This is a genomic window from Streptomyces humicola, assembly GCF_024436035.1.
In the GTDB taxonomy this organism is placed as follows: domain Bacteria; phylum Actinomycetota; class Actinomycetes; order Streptomycetales; family Streptomycetaceae; genus Streptantibioticus_B; species Streptantibioticus_B humicola.
The window spans coordinates 266740-285507 of record NZ_JANFNG010000001.1; the positions used below are offsets into that span (position 1 = coordinate 266740).

General features: G+C 69.2%; 19 protein-coding genes. 5 read left to right on the plus strand and 14 right to left on the minus strand.

Going from position 1 to position 18768, the window contains the following annotated elements; translation table 11 throughout:
• The first annotated feature begins 134 nt into the window (after window positions 1-134).
• Complete coding sequence (locus NGB36_RS01255) at window positions 135-809, plus strand: sigma-70 family RNA polymerase sigma factor (protein ID WP_255918122.1); 675 nt, start codon at window positions 135-137, stop codon at window positions 807-809.
• A gap of 172 nt (window positions 810-981) precedes the next feature.
• Here NGB36_RS01255 and NGB36_RS01260 read toward each other — a convergent pair whose 3' ends face one another.
• The 12 genes from NGB36_RS01260 to NGB36_RS33615 all read right to left on the minus strand — a co-directional run bounded on the left by NGB36_RS01260 (window position 982) and on the right by NGB36_RS33615 (window position 12712).
• On the minus strand, window positions 982-1374 hold the full coding sequence (locus NGB36_RS01260) for a Fur family transcriptional regulator (RefSeq protein WP_255918123.1): 393 nt from the start codon (window positions 1372-1374) through the stop codon (window positions 982-984).
• A gap of 111 nt (window positions 1375-1485) precedes the next feature.
• Window positions 1486-2322, minus strand: coding sequence for a metal ABC transporter permease (locus NGB36_RS01265; protein WP_255918124.1), 837 nt, complete (start codon window positions 2320-2322; stop codon window positions 1486-1488).
• Window position 2323: 1 nt separating this feature from the next.
• Entirely contained in the window at window positions 2324-3256 is a 933-nt protein-coding gene (locus NGB36_RS01270; protein ID WP_255918126.1) for a metal ABC transporter permease, read from the minus strand.
• Complete coding sequence (locus NGB36_RS01275) at window positions 3256-4128, minus strand: metal ABC transporter ATP-binding protein (RefSeq protein WP_255918127.1); 873 nt, start codon at window positions 4126-4128, stop codon at window positions 3256-3258. Before NGB36_RS01275 ends, NGB36_RS01270 begins: the two co-directional genes overlap by 1 nt.
• A complete protein-coding gene (locus NGB36_RS01280; RefSeq protein ID WP_255918128.1) occupies window positions 4128-5090 on the minus strand; it encodes a metal ABC transporter solute-binding protein, Zn/Mn family in 963 nt (320 codons plus the stop codon). The genes NGB36_RS01275 and NGB36_RS01280 overlap by 1 nt, the downstream gene beginning before the upstream one ends.
• 368 nt (window positions 5091-5458) lie before the next feature.
• Window positions 5459-6544, minus strand: coding sequence for a hypothetical protein (locus NGB36_RS01285; protein ID WP_255918129.1), 1086 nt, complete (start codon window positions 6542-6544; stop codon window positions 5459-5461).
• Between the two features lie 200 nt (window positions 6545-6744).
• A complete protein-coding gene (locus NGB36_RS01290; protein ID WP_255918130.1) occupies window positions 6745-7704 on the minus strand; it encodes a glycosyl hydrolase family 18 protein in 960 nt (319 codons plus the stop codon).
• A gap of 307 nt (window positions 7705-8011) precedes the next feature.
• Window positions 8012-9166 carry an LLM class flavin-dependent oxidoreductase gene (locus tag NGB36_RS01295; protein WP_255918131.1) on the minus strand — a complete coding sequence of 385 codons (1155 nt, stop codon included), beginning with the start codon at window positions 9164-9166 and terminating at the stop codon, window positions 8012-8014.
• Window positions 9167-9196: 30 nt separating this feature from the next.
• Window positions 9197-10384 (minus strand): SfnB family sulfur acquisition oxidoreductase, encoded by a 1188-nt coding sequence (locus NGB36_RS01300; RefSeq protein WP_255918507.1) that lies wholly within the window; start codon window positions 10382-10384, stop codon window positions 9197-9199.
• A 100-nt stretch (window positions 10385-10484) separates the two neighbouring features.
• Window positions 10485-11039, minus strand: coding sequence for an NADPH-dependent FMN reductase (gene ssuE / locus NGB36_RS01305; protein ID WP_255918132.1), 555 nt, complete (start codon window positions 11037-11039; stop codon window positions 10485-10487).
• A gap of 102 nt (window positions 11040-11141) precedes the next feature.
• Window positions 11142-12275 carry a dimethylsulfone monooxygenase SfnG gene (sfnG, locus tag NGB36_RS01310; protein ID WP_255918133.1) on the minus strand — a complete coding sequence of 378 codons (1134 nt, stop codon included), beginning with the start codon at window positions 12273-12275 and terminating at the stop codon, window positions 11142-11144.
• Window positions 12276-12577: 302 nt separating this feature from the next.
• Window positions 12578-12712: a putative leader peptide gene (locus NGB36_RS33615; RefSeq protein ID WP_372509346.1), complete on the minus strand. Its 135-nt coding sequence runs from the start codon at window positions 12710-12712 to the stop codon at window positions 12578-12580.
• Between the two features lie 49 nt (window positions 12713-12761).
• On the opposite strand from NGB36_RS33615, the gene NGB36_RS01315 reads away from it, so the two are divergent.
• Complete coding sequence (locus tag NGB36_RS01315) at window positions 12762-13718, plus strand: LysR family transcriptional regulator (RefSeq protein ID WP_255918134.1); 957 nt, start codon at window positions 12762-12764, stop codon at window positions 13716-13718.
• Between the two features lie 215 nt (window positions 13719-13933).
• Here the strand turns inward: NGB36_RS01315 and NGB36_RS01320 are convergent, their stop codons facing one another.
• Complete coding sequence (locus NGB36_RS01320) at window positions 13934-14623, minus strand: VC0807 family protein (RefSeq protein WP_255918135.1); 690 nt, start codon at window positions 14621-14623, stop codon at window positions 13934-13936.
• 763 nt (window positions 14624-15386) lie between these two features.
• Between NGB36_RS01320 and NGB36_RS01325 the strand changes: the two genes are divergently transcribed.
• The 3 genes from NGB36_RS01325 to NGB36_RS01335 are packed head-to-tail and all read left to right on the plus strand — an operon-like array spanning window position 15387 to window position 17873.
• Entirely contained in the window at window positions 15387-16022 is a 636-nt protein-coding gene (locus NGB36_RS01325) for a hypothetical protein (protein ID WP_255918136.1), read from the plus strand.
• Between the two features lie 19 nt (window positions 16023-16041).
• Window positions 16042-17202, plus strand: a complete 1161-nt coding sequence (locus NGB36_RS01330) for a sensor histidine kinase (RefSeq protein WP_255918137.1) — start codon at window positions 16042-16044, stop codon at window positions 17200-17202.
• Window positions 17199-17873, plus strand: coding sequence for a response regulator (locus tag NGB36_RS01335; RefSeq protein WP_255918138.1), 675 nt, complete (start codon window positions 17199-17201; stop codon window positions 17871-17873). Before NGB36_RS01330 ends, NGB36_RS01335 begins: the two co-directional genes overlap by 4 nt.
• A 298-nt stretch (window positions 17874-18171) precedes the next feature.
• Here the strand turns inward: NGB36_RS01335 and NGB36_RS01340 are convergent, their stop codons facing one another.
• On the minus strand, window positions 18172-18669 hold the full coding sequence (locus tag NGB36_RS01340) for a VOC family protein (RefSeq protein WP_255918139.1): 498 nt from the start codon (window positions 18667-18669) through the stop codon (window positions 18172-18174).
• Window positions 18670-18768 lie beyond the last annotated feature (99 nt).

Here is an 18768-nt window from a genome sequence, read left to right on the forward strand (position 1 = left end):
CGTGCGCCCGTGTCAGGTCCCGTGGCGGCCGCGAGGACGCACGCCGTCAGCGCGCGTGCGCCCTGACCGCGGCCGTAGCCCCATGTCACCGGGCCGCCTGAACGCTGCCCGGATCCAGCGAAGGACCTTGAGGGATGACCCCTGCCCTGACACCTGTCCCGACTGACCGATGCCGATCGCTCCCATCAGGCACGTGTGCACCGGGACGATCCGCTCAGGCGCGCGATGACGAGTCGACGACGGCACTGGCGCTCGCCGCACGCGACGGCGACCCCGACGCCGTCGAGCGCTTCGTCCGCGCCACCCGCCAGGACGTACGGCGCTACGTCGCGTACCTCAGCGCCGACCCGCAGGCCGCCGACGACCTGACCCAGGAGACATATCTGCGAGTACTGCGCAGCCTGCCCCGGTTCGAAGGCCGCTCCTCTGCCCGTACCTGGCTGCTGTCGATCGCACGGCGGACGGTGATAGACCGCATCCGCTTCGCCGCAGCCCGGCCCCGCCTGTCCGATACGGCCGACTGGCAACTGGCCGCCGAACTCGCACAACCCCGTGGACTGCCCGGCTTCGAGGAAGGCGTAGTGCTGGCCGAGCTGCTGGACGCGCTCCCCGACGAGCGCCGAGAGGCGTTCATCCTGACGGGCCTGCTCGGCCTGCCGTACGCGGAAGCCGCCGCCGCCACCGGATGTCCCGTCGGCACCGTACGCTCCCGGGTCGCCCGGGCCCGCATGTCACTGATCGACGCGATCGAGGCATCCGAACGGGAGAACAGCCGGGGGAGGGGCGCAGCAATCAAGCGCGCCGCCTGACCGCGGGGTTGAAAGGGGGTAGGCCGGTGCTTCCGGGCCGGCCTACCCAGCCGCCGGCACGCAATGCGCGAGGGTGCGAAGCCTTCCCAAGGGCGCCTGGACGGCGTACCGACTGCCTGACGCCCGGGGGCACGATCGTCGGCGCCACCGTGTCACATTGCGACGTGCGGTGTCACGCGGTGGCGTGGCAGGCCGCGCAGATGCCGGTCAGCTCCACGGTGTGCTGGACGTCTGCGAACCCGGTCGTCTTTGCGATCTGATCGGCCCAGGTCTCCACCGCGTCGGATTCCAGCGGGAGGCTCAGGCCGCACCGTCGGCAGACCAGGTAGTGGCGGTGATGGGAGTCCGGGCGGTAGCGGAAGAGCCGTTCGCCGTTGGAGTCGCGGACGACGTCCGCCCGGCCGGTGGCGGCGAGGGCGGTCAGGGTCCGGTAGACGGTGCTCAGGCCCACCCGCGCGCCACCCGCGACCAGGGCGGCGTGCAAGGTCTGGGCGCTGACCAAGTCCTCGCAGCGCATGAAGGCGTGGAGCACCTCGGAGCGCTGTGGAGTAGGGCGTCCCAGCAATTTGACGTCGTCGGGCCGTGGGGGAGCGGGGATTGGGCGTTTGGCATCAGTCACGTTCTCACTGCCCCGTGATGTGGTCAGGCCGCCGCCTGTCGGGCGGCGGTGAGCTGGTCATGCCGCGCTGCCGCCCGGAAGCGGCTTGCGGGCCCGGATCCTCGCATAGCCTTCGCGGGCCCAACGGAGCACGTGTGCCAGCGCGTAGCCGACGAAGGCGAAGGCGGTCACGAAGAAACCGATGGGCCAGTCGGTCTGGTACGCGGCGGCGATCGATGCCCAGACGGTCGCAAGGGCGATCCCGACCGACAGCGCCATGGTGCGCAGCGGCTCGTCGGTGATACAACGCGCCGCGGCCGGGGGCCCGATCATCAGGCTGAACATCAGCAGCGCGCCGACGACGGGCACGGCCGTGGTGGTCGCCAGGGCAACGATGGCAAGGAAGGCCATGTCGATGCGGTGGTTGCGGATTCCCCGTGCCGCTGCGATCTCCGGTACCACCGAGGTGAGCAGCAGCGGCCGGTAGAGTGCAGCGACCGCGGCCAGGCACAGCGCACCGAGCAGCGCGGTGATGCCTATCTCGTTGCTGCTGACGCCGAGGACCTCGCCGAACAGCAGCGAGTAGATCTCCGGTGCGTATTCGGTGCTCCAGCTGAGGAACAGAGATCCCATGCCGAGCATCAGCACCAGGGCCAGAGCGGTCACCACGTCATGTCGGCCCCGTCGTCCGAGCAGGCCGATGGAGAGTGAGGCACCCAGCGAGAACACTCCTAGCCCGACGACGGTGTTGAGCCCTATCAGGCTCGCTCCGGCCGCTCCGGCGAAGGCCGCCTCCGGCACGGCGTGGGCGACGAATGCCGAGCCGCGCAGGACGACGAAGAACCCGACGACAGGGGCGACGATGGCGACGATGGTGGCCACGTCCCAGGCGTTGACCATGTAGTCCGCGAACATGTCAGCTTGACCTCACCGTTGCCAGTGGTTGGGCCGCGGCCGGTGATCCGGTGCGGCGGTCGCGGGCGCGGGCGGCCTGTAGCCGGGTTCCGAGGTCGGCGACCAGGTACAGGGTGAAGATCACGGCCACCACGAAGAAACTCACTGGCCACCCCTTACCGGCCGGTGCCCAGTGGTAGCTGTCGTAGGCCAGGACGATCCCGGCCCAGGTTGAGATCACGCCGATGGCACCGGCCACGGCCATGGCCATGGCCGGTCGTCTGGTCAACCGCAGTGCAGTCGCGGCAGGGCCGATCAACAGCGCGGTGCTGAGGATGGTGCCCACGGCCACCGAGGACAGGGCGGCCGACAGCGCCATGAGCAGCAAAAAGGCCAGGCCCAGTGCCCGCACCGGGATGCCGCGGGCCGCTGCCAACTCGGCGCTGACCGAGCTGAGCAGCAGCGGGCGGTACAGCAGAGCGAGGACCGCCAGACAGACGAGGCTCAGCAGAATCATGGCCGGCACGGTGATGCCGCTGATCGCGAACAGGGAGCCGAACAGGATGGTGATGGTCACCCCCGTCGTGCTGTTGGCGATCGTGTCGAAGTACAGCAGCAGCGCTGACAGTCCGAGCGCGGTGCTCAGCACGAGACCGGTCGCCACGTCACGGCCGCGCCGCCGCTGCGTGCCGACGGCCTCCATTGCTCCCGCCACGACGACGCCGCTGGTGAGGAAACCCCACAGGGGACTGACACCGACCAGGAACGCGGCGGAGCCACCGAGGGTGCCCAGCGCGCTCAGGGCATGCCCGGCGAACGACTGTCCGCGCAGCACGGTGATCACCCCGACCGCGCCGGAGACGAGCGCGACGATGGCTCCGGCGATGAGCGCCGTGCGCACCGGGTCGCTGTGGAAGAACCCGGGAGCGAAGACGGCGTTGACGACGCCCCCCATCACACGTCACCACCGCCTCGGCGACCCGTTGCCTCGGCGGCCGGCCGTCCCGGCTGTGGCTGACGCGGGACCGCTTCGAGCGAGACGTCCGAACCGGAGACGACCAGGACACGTCCGTCGACCCGAAGGACATTGACCGGATGGCCATACAGCTTGCTCAACACCTCGGTGCGCACGACCTCATTGGTCGTCCCGGCCGCCACCCGGCCCCCGGCGACGTACACGACGCGGTCCATCACCGGCAGCAGCGGGTTCATGTCGTGCGCGGAGAGCAGGACGGCGATGTGCTGCTCGCACGCGATGCGTGCGAGCAGGTCGACGATCTCCTGACCGCTGCGGATGTCGAGGTTGGCCAGCGGCTCGTCCATCAGCAGCAGCCGCGGACGGCTGATGAGCGCGTGGGCGATCAGCACCCGCTGTTGCTCGCCGCCGGAGAGGTTGCCGACGCGGGCGTCGGCGAACCGTGCGGCGTCCACCGCCTCCAGCATCTCGTCGACCAGCTGCCGACGCCGCCGGGACGGGATACGTGGCCCCACCCGCTCACCGTCGAGCCCCAGGGCGACCAGGTCGCGGGCGCGCAGCGGGGCATCGGGGTCGATCAGCACCTTCTGCGGGACGTAGCCGACCGAGCGATTGCGCCGGCCCAGCCTGCGGCCGTCGACCAGGACCTTGCCTTCGGCCGGCTCCTGCAGCCCCATGATGATGCGCAGAATCGTCGTCTTCCCGGCGCCGTTGGAACCGATGAGACCGGCGAAATCACCCGGGGCGAGCGTGAATGACACCTCATCGAGGATCTGGCGTCCGCCCAACCACACGCTGACGCCCTCGAGGGCGAGGACGTCACCGCGTAGCGTCGTCTCGTCGCCGCTCATCACAGCGTCGGCGCCGACTGGCCGTGACCCAGCGCGCCGTTGAGCGCGGAGACCTCGGCGTTCATCCAGGACTGGTAGGTGTAACCCGGGGTCGGCATGGTCTCGTAGACCCCGACGACGGGGATGTTGTTCTGCTTGGCCAGCGTCAGCAGCGACTGGGTCAGTGTGTCGGTGACCTGCTGGTTGTAGACGAACGCCTTGACCTTGTGCTGGGTGAAAAGACTCTTCTCGGTAGCGACGTCCTGCGGTGAGGGGTCGGTGCCGTTCATCACGTCGGTCTGGAAGGCCCAGGGCGTCAGGTTCTTGATGCCGGCCGCGTCAAGCAGGTAGTCGGCCACCGGCTCGGTGGTCGCCACCGGTGCGCCGGGGTAGGCGGACTTGAGCTGCGTGATCGCCTGGTTCCAGGACTGCAGCGAGTCGTCGAACTTGGTGACGTTGGCCTGGTAGTACGCCTTGTGTGACGGGTCGATCGTCGCGAGGTCGTCGGCGATGGCCTTGGCCACTGCGGGCATCGTCGTCGGCTTGTACCACAGGTGCGGGTTCGGCGTGGAGTCGGGCAGGCCCAGCAGCTTCTGCACGTTGATCACCTGGCGGCTGGAACTCCCGGATGCCTGCTCGATCTTGCTCATGAAGTCGTCGTAGCCGATGCCGTTTTGGACGATGAGCTGGGCAGTGCTGACAGTGTGTGCGACCTTCGGGTCCGCCTCGAAGGTGTGCGGGTCGGTGTTGGGGTTGCTCATGATCCCTGTCACCGAGACGTACTGGCCGCCGATCTGGTTGATGACGTCCGCGTACTCGTTCTCCGCCCCGACCGCAACGATCTTCTTCCCCGAGCCGCCCGCGCTGCCGTTCGACGACGTGCTCGCGGACGAGTTCGAACACCCGGCGCTGAGCAGCACCGCCCCGACTATGGCGGCTCCGGCCGCGGCCCGGCGACCGCGTGACATCAAGCGAGTACCCATCCTGGAGTTTCCCTTCACCCGTGACGACCTGGCGGCGCATCTCGGCCGCAGGCGAAAGGGTAATCATTTTCATTTTCAAAGTCCAGGGAGTCCAGGGAGGCGGTGTCCGTCGTGGACGTAGTCGACGTGGTCATCGTGCGGCACCGCCACGTGACCGCATCCCGCCCCGTGGCGCGGACCCTGTGCCGGCTGGTCATCGGGTTCGGCCTGTACATGGCCCCTCCACCTTGGGCTGGACCTGACCGGGGGAAACGAACGCCGGAGTTCGCGCCCCTTCTCGGCACGACGTCCGGTCCCGGCGGGTGCCGGGCGCACACACTTTTTGCGCGGGCGGGAAGGACTCCCGTCCCCTTGTCGACCGAGTACACCTAGCCCACGGGACGACGGTCGACCGGGGTGAGCGGGGCGCGGATGGCCACCGGTGTGCGGCGTGCGCCGGACCACGGTGCTGGGACGGCGTCGATGTCCCGTGCCAGCCGGTAGGCGAGGGCTTCGTAGTTCACTCGCCAGCCGCGGAAGTGCGGCCATGCCTCCTGTGGCGTGCGCTGCAGCGGATAGCCTTGCTCCTCCATCCGTGCCACGCCCCGCAGGAAGTCCTCGTAGCTGAGTTCAATCGGGTCGTCCGGGTGGGGATCCTGGGCGTACGGGATGCCTTTCATGTCGGCAATGTCGCGCAGACAGACGAAACCCGCCCGCAGTGCCATCCGTACCTCGGTCTTCGGCAGCGAGGGGTTGAACGCCAGCCGCAGTGCAGCGGCGTCCATCACGGCGAGCAGGGCGATCAGCCAGTTGCGGGTCGCCTTGGGGGAGCGGAAGTGGACGAGGATGGGATATGTGGTGTGGCTCTCGCTCACCTGGGCGCTCCATCGCTCCCAGTTGCGGAAGAGGTCGGTGAGGACGTCCAGCAGCTCCACCTGGGCGTATCGCGCGAGGATCTCCGGCCCCCAGGGCGGGCTCCCGGCACGGGCCTGCAACAGCGTGACCTCGGTCTCGCGGCGCTGGTAGGCGCCGTACAGGGTGGGCAGATAGCCGACCTGTAGTCCGACGACGATCGGTCCGGTGGCTGCGGCGCAGAAGTCGACGACGGTGAGCGTCGTCCGTTTGCTGCTGGCGAACCCGAGCGTGAACAGCGAGGAGCCGGACTCCACCAGGGCATCCCTGATGCCGAACCCGCTGACCGCCGCCTCGAGCAGTGCATAGCCGACCACGAAGCACACCAGCCAACTGACCAGTGTGACGAGGATGGCGAGCGGTGCCACCGGGCCGAGGACCCGGTCCTTCGCCTCGGCGCTGCTCATCAGGTTGGCCAGTAGCTGGAACGGCCTGTGCACCAGGCGCTGCACGACCTGGGTGAAACCGGAACGCGTCGGCCGGGGGATCACCAGTGTCCGCAGCACTGAGGAGAAGATCCCGAGCACGATGACGGCCCCGGCGACGCCCTGCAATACCCGCACCGCAGCTCCGTTCCCTTCCGGCACCTGCCCTGACGAAGGAAGCGTACGGGGCGTGGAACCGCGATAGCCGGGAAGCACCTCGGACGGCCGATCATGCTCATCCCGATGGTCCGGGCCGGCTGCCGGCGGGGTTCGATGTCACCGGGCCCGAGAGCTGCCGGTGCGGCAGCGACACCCCTGCCGCCCCGAGGCGGGAGGGCTCAGCCCATCGCGTCCCTCACGTTCTGGTACCAGCTCGCCGGGCCGCCGCCATTCACGCCGACCGCGTTGAAGTACTCCCAGCCGGCCACGCCTGCGAAGTCCGGATGTTCACCGACGAGGGAGCGCACGGTGTCGGCCAGCGTCGTCGGGTCGACGTACCCGGAGCAGTTGGCGGAGTTGGTCACCGCGCCCGTGACCACGCGGGAAGGGCTGAAGCCGTTGGCCACCACGCTGTCGTAGTCCGTTGTGGAGGACAGATCGCCCCAGCCGCAGTAGAACTGCGCGTTGTACCAGTTGATCTGGGAGCCCATGTCGCTCTCCAGCGTGCGGTAGTCGAAGCCGCCGGAGAAGGTCGAGCCTCCCGACAGGTCGGTCGCCACCGGTGCCATGGTGATGATGAACCCGTTGCCGAAGTCGGCGCGCAACTGCGTGATGAGGTGCTCGGTGTCGGCGAGGGAGAAGGTCTCCTCGATGTCCAGGTCCACGCCGTCGAAGTGATACGTCTTCAGGGTGTCCCGGAGCAGGGGGTAGTACGTGTTGAAGTCGTTGTGCAGATTGGCGTACGTCCCTTGCGCCGCGCCGCCGAGCATCGCCTCAACGTGCACCCCCGATTGCTGGAGCGCAGCCAGGTCGGACCACATGGGGGCGAACTTCGCGGCCGACGGCGGGTCGTCGTTGAGGTGGACGGTGCCGTCGCTGTCGAGGTGGAAGGCGGCCACGTCGATGTCGGTGGCTATGCCGGACAACGATGTCGGCGAAACGTAGGAGCCATTGTCGTACTGCGTCTGGTAGTACGCCACGACATGCTGCGATGGGCTGATGGCGGGAGCGGCATGCGTACGCGCACTCGCCGCACTCGCCGCGCCCGTCGCGGCGTCGGCCGGGGCGGCAAGGCAGGCGATGGCGGCGGCCAGTGCAGCCAGGGCTGCCATCCAGGGGCGGCGCAGAGTGGGAACCATGGGCAATCCTCTCGGTCAGAAGACGCCGCGAGATCATGCCTGACGCGGCCTGTGCCTGACTAGAGGGCAGTCCGGGACTCCGTTCCCCCGCCCATGAAGTGACGCGGCATCAGCGTACCTCCGTCCGAGATTTCCACATGCACCCGCCCGGCGCCCAAGTCACGGCTCAATTCGAAGGTCATCGGCGCGGGCGTGCTCCACGGCGTTGGGGACGAGTTCGGAGACCGTCAGCAGCACCGACTCGGCCACCTCCTCGGGGGCTCTCCACCGGCGGCGATCCAGGTCCTTGGCGGAGTCGCGGGAGCGCTCAACGGGGAAGCCCTGCGGCGAAGGGCACCTCGGGGGCGGGCTCCTCGCGGTCGCTCTCCGGGTGCGACCAGAGCCCGGCCTGGGTCAGCAGCGGCAGGACCCCCTCGCCGAACCAGTAGGCCTCCTCCAGATGCGGATAACCGGACAGGACGAACTCGTCGATGCCGCTGCGGTGGTATTCGGTGATCCGTTCGGCGACCTCGGCGTGGCTGCCGACCAGCGCCGTCCCCGCACCGCCGCGGACCAGGCCGATCCCGGCCCACAGGTTCGGTGAGACCTCCAGGCGGTCGGCGCGCCCGCCGTGCAGGGCCAGCATGCGCCGCTGTCCTTCGGACTCGCTGCGGGCCAGGCCCTCTTGGACGGCGCGGACGTCCTGAGGGTCGAACCCGTCCAGCAGCCGTTGGGCCTCGGCCCAGGCGTGCGCGCTGGTGTCGCGCGAGATGACGTGCAGGCGGATGCCGAAGCGCACATTGCGGCCATGGCGCTGCGCCAGTTCGCGGATCCAGGCGACCTTCGCGGCGACCTGCTCGGGCGGTTCGCCCCAGGTCAGGTAGACGTCGCTGCGTCGGGCGGCGACCTCGCCGGCCGCGGGGGAGGAGCCGCCGAAGTAGATCGGCGGCACCGGCTCCGGGAGCCGGGACAGCTGTGCCTGCTCGACGCTGAGGTGCGTGCCGGAGAAATCGACGGACTTGCCCTCCCACAGCTGCCGCACGATCTGCAGGAACTCGTCGGTACGGGCGTAGCGGGCGTCCTTGTCCAGGAAGTCGCCGTACGCACGCTGCTCGTGGCTCTCGCCACCGGTCACCACGTTGAGCAGCAGCCGCCCCTGGGTGTGGCGCTGGAAGGTGGCGGCCATCTGGGCGGCCAGGGTGGGTACGACGAAGCCAGGCCGGAAGGCGACCAGGAATTTCAGCCGCTCGGTCTCGCGGCTGAGCATGGCCGTGGTCAGCCAGGCATCCTCGCACCAGGCGCCCGTGGGGGTGAGCGCGCCGACGAAGCCGAGCTGCTCGGCGGCGCGGCCGATCTGGGCGAGATAGGCGAGGGTGGCGTGGCGCTGTCCTCCGGCGGCGCCGGTCGGCACGCCGTGGCCGCCGCCGACTACATGGCGGCTGTCGCCGTTGGTGGGCAGAAACCAATGGAAGGTCAGACTCACGATGTCTCCTGGCGCCGGTGGGGTCGGGGGTCACAGCAGGCCGTGGCGCGGCGGGCGGGTGCCGTTCAGCACGTACCGCCCGATGTGCTGCACCTTCCAGCGGACAGGGTCGTGCAGAGTGTGCGTACGCGCGTCGCGCCAGTGGCGGCTCAGGTTCAGGCCGGCGAGGGCCGAGCGGGTGCCGCTCACCTCGAACAGCGCGTCGGAGATCTGCACGGCAGCGGTCGAGGTGAAGGCCTTGGCGGCGGCCACGGCGATGGAGGCTTGCGCCGCGGAGTCGTCGGTGAGGTCTGCTCGGGCCGCGTCCACGGCGCGGGCGGCGGCGTCGAGCAGTGCGTCGGCGGCCTGTGCCTGCAGGCCGAGCTCGCCGAAGCGTTGGATGAGCAGCGGGTCGTCGGCTGCTACTGCCACTCCGCTTTCGAACCAGGGCCGGCTTTTGGTGCGTACGAAGGCCACGGCCTCGGCAAGCGCCCCGGCCGCGATACCGGCGTCGATGGCCGCGTGCAGCAACTGGGCGAGCGCGCCGTGCAGTTGCGGCCCGGTGAAGGTCAGGTGATGCGCCACGATGTGCTCGGCCGGGACGCGTACGCGTACCAGCCGGACGGTTCCGCTGGCGGTGGTGCGCTGGCCCATGCCGTCCCAGTCGTCGACCACGGTCACTCCCGGCGCATTGCGGGGCACGTAGGCAACGTGCAGCTGTCCGACCTCGTCCCCTTCCTCCGACACGCGGGCCAGCACGGGGATCCAGTCCGCGAAGAGTGCGCCCGTGCAGTAGTGCTTGAGCCCGTTGAGCAGATACGACCCGTCGGGTTCGCGCTCCAGCCGGGTCCGGATGTCCTGGACGTGCTGGGTGCCGGCTTCGGACTGGGCGTTGCCGAACCGGCGGCCGGCCAGCACCTGCCCGAGGAAGAAGGCCTGCTGAAACGGACTTCCCTGCTCGCGCAGCACGTTGACGTAGGCGAAGTGGTTCTGCGGGATCTGCGCCAGGCTGGGGTCGGCCGTCGCCAGCAGCCGGATCACCCGGGCGAGGACCTGGGCGCTCACGTCCGCGCCGCCGTACTCGGCGGGGACGGTCACGGCGAGCAGGCCGCTTGCGGAGAGCCGATCCAGCTCCGCATGGGGCAGGGCGCGGTCGAGGTCGCGTTGCGAGGCTCCGGGCCGGAACTCCTCGCAGAGCTCGGCAGCGATGCCAAGGGCCTCGTCGCCGTCGCGGATCACGTGCGCGGAAGCGGCGGGCGGTGTGTTCGGGAAGCCGATCGCGGTCACGGGCGTACCTCCGGGGGCGGGCAGGAGTGGGATGCGCAGTTGCTGACGGAGCTCAGTTAGCTGCCAATGGCTGCGGGTTGCGGTCGAGGGCGGCGGAGAACTGGTCGACGGTCCGGTGCAGGGCCTCGGCCGTGGCGGGTTCCACGGTCACTGAGCCGTGGGTGTTGACGGTGATATGCCGGTCCAGGACGAACCAGCCCTGGACGATATGCGCGGCTCCCATCGAGGACAGCACTGGGCGCAGCGCGTAATCGATGGCCAGCACGTGTGCGGTGGTTCCGCCGGTCGCCAGAGGGAGCACGGTCTTGCCCTCGAGCGCGTACTGGGGGAGCAGGTCCAGCAGCGACTTCAACAGGCCCGAGTAGGCAGCCTTGTAGACGGGGGTGCCGATGACGACTCCGTCGGCGCGGGCGAACAGCTCGGCGGCCCGGACCAGCGCCGGGTGGGAGCCGTCGGCGCCCAGCAGCGCCTCCGAGGGGAGGGTGCGGACGTCGAGCGCGAGCACGGTGTGCCCCTGGGCCGAGAGCCGGACGTCGAGATGGCGCAGCAGACGGGCGGTGCGCGAGGTGGCGGAGGGGCTGCCGGAGACGGACAGGACGGTGGCCATGCGTGCCTCGTTTTCGGAACGGGAGGGGAATGCGGACCCGATGGGCCCGTTGCAGGACAGGGTGGGCATGGGCACACCGGGAGTGAGGTGGTGGGCGGGGCCTCAGGCCAGGGACGCGGCGGGCTCGGGCTCGGCGTCGGGCTGCTGGGCTTCCAGTTCGCGTACCAGAGGGAGGACCCTCTGGCCGAAGTACTCCACTTCTTCCAGGTAGTGCAGGAAGCCGAGCAGGAAGAGATCCACCCCCAGGTGCTTGTAGGCGACGATCCGCTCGGCGATCTGCTCGGGCGTGCCGATGAGGCCGGTGCGGAAGCCGTCGTTGTACTGCACCAGATCCTCGAAGGAGGAGTCCTGCCACATGCCCCTGCCGTCGGCCGTGGACTGGCCCGCCTGCTTCACGGCGGCGCCGAAACCGTGCACTGCCTCGGTGTCGGCCTTCGCAATGATCTCTCGCAGGGTGTCGCGGGCCTCGGCCTCGGTGTCGCGGGCGATGAGGAAGCCGTTGAGGCCGAAGCGGGGGGCCGTGCGGCCTGCCGCGGCGGCGGAGGAGCGCACGTCCTGGATCTGCTCGGTGGCCCCCGCGAAGTCTTTGCCGTTGCTGAAGTACCAGTCCGAGACCCGGCCGGCCATGGCCCGGGCTGCGGTCGAGTTGCCGCCTTGGAAGATCTCCGGGTGGGGGCGGTCAGGCGTGTTGAGCGGCTTGGGCTTGAGGGAGAAGTCGCGAATCCGGTAGAAGTCGCCGGCAAGTTCGGCGTGGTCCTCGGTCCAGATCGCGCGCAACGCGCGGATGAACTCCTCGGAACGGCGATAGCGCTCGTCGTGCTCCAGCCACGGCTCACCGAGAGCGGTGAACTCGCCCTTGAACCAACCGCTCACCACGTTCACGGCGAAGCGCCCGCCGGACAGGTGGTCCGCGGTGGCACCCAACTTGGCCAACACGCCGGGATGCCACAGACCCGGATGCACCGCGGCGATCACCTTCAGGCGCTCGGTGGCCAAGAGCAGCGCCAAGCTGAAGCTGGTCGACTCGTGCTGGTACTCGGCTCCGTAGCTGGCCATGTAGCGGACCTGGCTGAGTGCGTAGTCAAAGCCGCTGTTCTCGGCGAGCACGGCCAGCCGCCGGTTGTAGTCGTAGGTCCAGTCGGTGCGCTGCTCGATTTTGCTGGTGACCAGGCCCCCACTGACGTTGGGGACCCAGTAGGCGAAGCGGACCGGATCGGGAGCGTGGGCTTGGGACATGGCGAACTCCAGGGAACGGAAGGGGAAACGGGGACGAGAGGCAAGGGAGCGCTCTTGCTGCATCGGCACGCGGGGGGCGGTCCACGCGCGGTCAGACGGAGTGCAGGGCCACGAAGTGCCGGGAGACGGAGTGCCGGGAGACGGAGTGCGGCGAGATGGGGAGCATGGCCGGACCTGCCGGAACCCTGCGATCACGCGCGTAGCGGGCAGGGCTTGTCCAGTCCGAGGAGGACCAGTCCAGGACGTCGCGAGTGCACCGAAGGCTGTCGGCACGCAGGCCCGGCACTGGCCAGGCGGGCGTCTCAGGCCACGCGGCGACAGCGACAGACGGCGCTGGACACACGCACCAGGTCGACGTGGCGTCGACGCGTGAGTCCCAGTCGCTTCTTCATGTCCGTGAGGGTAGCCAAGGGGAGGTGGTCGGGTCGAGTAGGCATCTACGAGCGCCTGATAGGGTTTCCCTTACATCGAACGGAGTCTCTCGCGATGCGGATCGAACAGCTGGAGTACATCGAGGCGATCACCCGCCTCGGCTCGCTGCGCCGCGCTGCCGGGGAACTCCACCTCTCCCCACCGGCGTTGAGTGAGACCGTCCGCAACCTGGAGCGAGAACTGGGCGTCGAACTCCTGGACCGCAGGCGCTCCGTAGCCAAGATCAGCGATGAGGGCCGCGAGCTGCTGCCTCATATCACCGGCGTCTTGGAGGCGGTCGACCGGCTGCGCCGCGCAGCCCACGAACATCACCACACCACCCGCATGCTGCGCCTCGGCACGGTCAACGCGGCCACAGTGCCGTTGCTCGTCCCTGCTATCCGGGAGTTCCGGGCCGCGCATCCCATGACGCAGGTCGAAGTTGTCGCCTCGCAGCAGGCGGAGATCCATCAGTCCCTGCTGGATGGCAGTTTCGACCTGGGACTGGTCAACTACCTGCGCGGTGACGACTTTCCGCCCGAGCTGCAGACCACCGAACTGCTACGGGGGCGTCCCATCGCCTGCGTCCGGCCCGACAGCCCGCTGGCCGCGCTGGAGGTGCTGGGCGTGGACGATCTGCTCCGCGAGCCGCTGGTGGTGATGCGGTCGGGATACGTCATGCACCGATTCGTCCACCGCCTGTTGCAGGGCCGCTCGCCGTCCTTCTCCTATTCGACCGACGGTGCGGAGATGGGCAAGCTCATGGTCGCCGAGGGACTCGGCGTGACGGTGCTGCCAGACTTCAGCGTGCGGGACGATCCCCTGGAGCGCAGCGGCGCCATCACCTACCGGCCCATGGCGGACGACTCGACCGAAGTGCTGATGGTCATCCAGTACCGGCGCTTCGGGTCGGCCCCTCGAGCCGCCCGCGACCTTCACGACATCTTCGTCCACCGGGCACAGGAGCGCCGAAAGGCATTGGAGGACCCTCCAGCGCGTGTGGGCCGTGGTCAGCCGGTAATGCCATCGTAGCCGACCCGGAATTCCTCGGGTCCGGGCCGCAGCGTGTTCGGCCGGTACTTCGGCGGATCGACGATCAGGCGCAGGTTGCTCAGGCGGCCGGGCTCGCCGCCCTTCGTGATCTCGCTGCCGTACCTTGGGCGGAGAACCCGACTCCACCTGGGCTCCACGTCGGGTTGGAAAAACCGGCTCCGGCGGCACACCGGCCCCTGCGAGTACGGGGGTCGTCACAACTCGACCATGGTTTGCGGTGCGGCTTGCGCCTTCTTCGCCGAGTGGATGGTCCACAGGATGAGCAGGCCGTAGACGGCGATCATGAGTATCTGCGAGACGTTGGCGGCGAGTCCTATCGGCAGCAGGTAGATGGCCGCGATGCGCAGGCCGGCGTCGACCAGCAGCGAGATCCCCCAGACCAGGGAGGCGCGGAACCAGCGGGCCCGCATGGCAGTGGTCTTCGCGGTGGACTGGAATTCCTCGTGCTGCGCGTTGCCGGCCGAGCGGGCGAAGCGCTGGGCAGCGTAGTAGGCGAGTGGGCGTCTGATGATGCAGCTGCCGACGAGGACCAGGCCGGCGGCGCAGGACATCGTCGAGTCCTTGGCGAGAATGAAGCGGGGATCGCCGGTGACGAAGCTCAGCGCGAGGCCCGCACCGAACAGGGCGAGCAGGAACAGCGCGAATGGATCGAGCCTGCGTTGCCGGACCGCCACCCAGAGCATGCGCAGGCCGGAGACGACGGTGCCGACAAGCAGGGCGAGGTAGTTGCTCGCCCCGAGCAGTTCGGCGACGAAGTAGGCGTTCACCGAAAGGCCGATGTCGTAGAAGAGCGTGGTGACCATCGCACGCGAGGCCGGGTTGAGTCGCCGTCCGCGGGACCGGGTTTCGGTGGGGGTGGCCGGATCGGACGAGGTCTGTGGCATGTGAACTCCCAGTCGGTCGTGTGGCGGGAAACAGTTCGAACATGTTCCCGAGCCGCGAAATGATTCCGGTGACGGTCGGGAACATTTCCTTTTTCGATCGGGGACGACGTTACGTTCGGCGACGTTGATCGTCATGCGGCGATCGCCGTAGATTCGGGTGGACAGATGTCTCCACCCGACGGTCGGCGTGCTGGTATGCGCAGGGCGCGCACCGCAGGACAGCGGGCCGGGAATGGCCCTACGGAACGGGCTACTCGATGAGGTGAACGCCGTTTGTTTTCGTGCTCCCGTCCGATGAGGGGAATGGGAGTCCGATGAGTTGCTTGCGTGGTTTCGTGCCCTGGATCGCGCTTTCCCTCGTGTTTGGACACCGGCAAGGTCGGCTATTTCGGCGAGCTGCCTTTGTCGCGAGCATTCTGTTCAGGCTCGCCCACCAGCTCGTCGGATTCGGCGTTCCCGCGATGTTCACCGACCGGTACGCAGGCGGGTTCGCGCCCGCCGCGCCGCCGCTGTCCCGCTCGTGTCCTCGGTCGAGCCGGCCTGATCGCCGGCAACGGAGTTGAGGAGCGTGATGGTTGCCGACCCGGTGACCGGTCTCGCGCCCGCGGCACCGGCCGGAACGTCCCGAACGAGACGGCGCGCCGGAGTCGACCCGGGTGGAGACGGTCCTCCACCCGGAGATACAGCGCTCGCCGCACGACATCGACGTGGGTCAGCCGTACTTTTCCGGGCATCGGAACAACATCGAGTGGAGGTCATCGAGATGAGCGGTCCCGTTGAGATCGTGTTGATCCTGGCCGCGGTCGGCTACCTGCTGGTCCGGCGCGTGATGGGAGAGCCCGCACAGGCCAAGCGGATACTGATCCTGCCGGCCGTGCTGAGCCTGATCGGCCTGTCAGACGTGTCCGGACAGGTGAAGACGCCGCTTTCGCTGCTGTTCCTGGTCGCCACCGCCGCGATCAGCGTCGTCCTCGGTGCGCTGCGCGGTGCGAGCGTACACATCTCCCAGCGGGAGGGCCTCGCGTTCGTCCGCTACACCGGGGTCACGGTCGTGCTGTGGGTGGTGAACCTGGCGATCAAGTTCGGCGTGAACCTCGCACTCGGCGCTATCGACTCGAAGGACCCGGGCGCGGTTGGCAACAGCCTGCTGCTCACCCTCGGGCTCGGCATCCTCGCCGAAGGTCTCGTCGTGCTCTACCGCGCGCTGCGCAACAATCACCCGGTGATGTGGACCCAGGGCCAAGACGGCGCCCCGCACCAGATGTTCCCGTTCCTGAACGACCCGCAGCGCAGCCTGACCAACCGCGGTGACCACCCGTACGGTGACCACCCGTACGGTGACCACCGGGCGGCCGGATGGAACACTCGGCTCGACCAGCCTCGCGACTGCCGCCGATGAGGACGGGAATCCCAGGACCATGACCGTGACGGAACAGCGGCCGGCGGCTCGCCCCGAACGTTTCCGGGACGAGCTGATCCGGCCGTTCCTCGCGCTCGCCACGATCGTCGGCACCATTGCCCAGTGGCCCTACAGCCGCATCCTGTTCCCGCCGGTCGCGCTGCCTCTGTTCATCCTCGCCTCGATCGCCGCGGTCGGCACGCTGTTGCCGTGGACACGGCTGACCAGCCGTCAGCAACTCGCCGCGATGACCGCCTACGTGCTGCTCGGCTCGCTACTGTTGCCGCTCGCACATCAGACGACGACGGCGGCGTTCTTCCCTTACCTCGCCGCCTCGGCGGCGGGCGGGAAACTCGCCTCCCGCAAGGCCGCCATCGGTGTCGCCGTGGCCGGTGCGGTCGTCGCGTCCGGCGCTACCCGGCTCGTCGAGTTGCTTGCGCCCAACGCATCGCAATGGCCATGGTGGGTGGCGTTGACCGTCGGCCTGCCCGTCTACATCGGAATATCCCAACGGGACCGACTCGACGCCCTGCACAGCGCGCAGCTCGCGGCCGAGGAGGCCCAGCGCGCCACGGCATCCGAGGCGCGCGAGGCGGCGCTGATCGAACGCGGCCGGATCGCCCGTGAGATCCACGACGTGCTCGGCCACTCGCTGTCCGGCATCGCGCTGCAACTGGACATGGCCGACGCACTGCACGAGGGCGGTCACGAGTCAGAGGCGAGGGCGGCCATCCGCAAGGCCCGCGCACTCGCCGTGGACAGCATCAGCGAGACCCGCCGCGCCGTGCACGCGCTGCGCGAGGACACCCTGTCGCTGCCGGACACCCTGCGCCAACTCGCCGAACACAACGCGGTCGACTTCGCGATCGCCGGCGAGGTTGCCGCGGTCGGCGCCGAGGCGACGCACACGATGGTCCGGGCGGCGCAGGAGGCGTTGACCAACGCGGCCAAGTACGCACCGGGCGCGGAGCGCAGCATGCGCCTGGCCTTCACCGACGAGCGCGTCACCCTGACCCTGCGCAACGGGCCCGCGACGGAGGACCTGCGCACCGACCTGGCCGGCGGCACCGGGGTCGGCCTCGTCGGGATGCGCGAACGCGCCGCCCTGCTCGGTGGAACCCTGCAAGCCGAGCCGACCCGGGAGGGCGGCTGGACCGTGGAACTGGAGCTGCCCCGATGACCGAGGACCGCACGATCACCCTGGTCGTCGTCGACGACCAGGCAACCGTCCGCGAGGCGCTCGCGGTCATGCTCGGTCTCGCCGAGGACGTGACCGTCGTGGCCACCGCGACCAACGGCGCGGAAGCCGTGGAGGCCGCCGAGCGGTACCACCCGGACGTGCTGCTGATGGACCTCAACATGCCGGTCATGGACGGGGTCGAGGCGACCGGACGGATCCACCGGGCCGAACCGGACACCACCGTCCTCGTGCTGACCACCTTCGACGACGACGAGTCGATCCTTGCCGCGCTCCACGCGGGCGCGAGCGGCTACCTGACCAAGGAGGCCGGCCGCGCGACAATCTTGCACGCCGTGCGCACCGCCGCCCAGGGCCAGACCGTGCTCGCCCCCGCGGTGCAGCGCCGCCTGCTCACCCTGGCCTCTCGGCCCATGCCGGGCGCGCCGCCCGAGGACCGGGGCGTCGACCTGACCGCGCGGGAACGCGAGATCCTCGGGCTCATCGGCGAGGGCCTGCGCAACCCGCAAATCGCGGCGAAATTGGTGATCAGCGAGGCCACGGTGAAAACGCACATCAACAACCTGTTCGCCAAAGCCGGTTTCCATTCCCGCGCCGACGCGGTCCGCTACGCCCTGCGCAACCAGCGGTCCGGAGAGGCGTCTCAGCAATAGCGGCGGAGGCCGCCCCCCGCGGCGCCGCTGGCCACCGTCCCGCCGTCGCGCAGGCCCCATCGCGGGGATGTCGATCAGGACAGTTCGCCAGGCCGTACGCGGGCGGTACGCGGTCGCCATCGCGATGTCGCTCATGCTGCGGACGCAACGGCACCCGATCGACCCCATTGGGCTTCTCCACTCCGTTGCAGACCCCTGACGGTGTATCGGATTGCCGCGTCCCGGCAGGAGCGCCCGGAGGCACCGTCGGTTAACGCACCCCGTCGTCGTGCTTGAGCAGTTCTTGAGGACGCCGGGGTTACAGGACGGAGTTGCCGTACATCTCGCCGAGCGGGTCGGCGATCAGCTCGATGCGGGCGCCGTCGGGATCGCGGAAGTACACGGACACCTCGCTGTGCACGGTGTGGTCGACGCCGGCCTGCCGCAGATTCTCCACCAGCTGCCGCCACCGATCGGGCGTCACCGAGATGGCGACGTGGTGCAGCCCGCCGAGGACCTCGGCGTAGGGGTCGAGGTCGAGGCCGGGGAAATCGAAGAACGCCAGCAGGTTGCCGTGGCCGATGTCGAAGAAGAAGTGCGAGGAGCCGGGGTAGTCGCGGTTCTCGATCAACTCGGTCAGCGGGAACTCCAGCACTTCCTGGTAGAAGGCGATGGTGCGTTCCACGTCGCTGGAGATCAGCGCCGTGTGGTGCAGGCCGCGTGCGGTGCTGGCCGGGCGCTGCTCGGCGGGGCACAGATGCTTGGCGCGCAGCCGTGCGCGTTCCGCCGCCAGGGCGGCGGTGTCGACGGTGGGCATGCTCGCTCCTGATGGGGTCGGAAGCGTCAGGTCAGCCGAGGGCGGCGTGCATTTCGACGCGCGGACGGAGCGCGATGACGCTCGTGGTGGTGCCCTCCG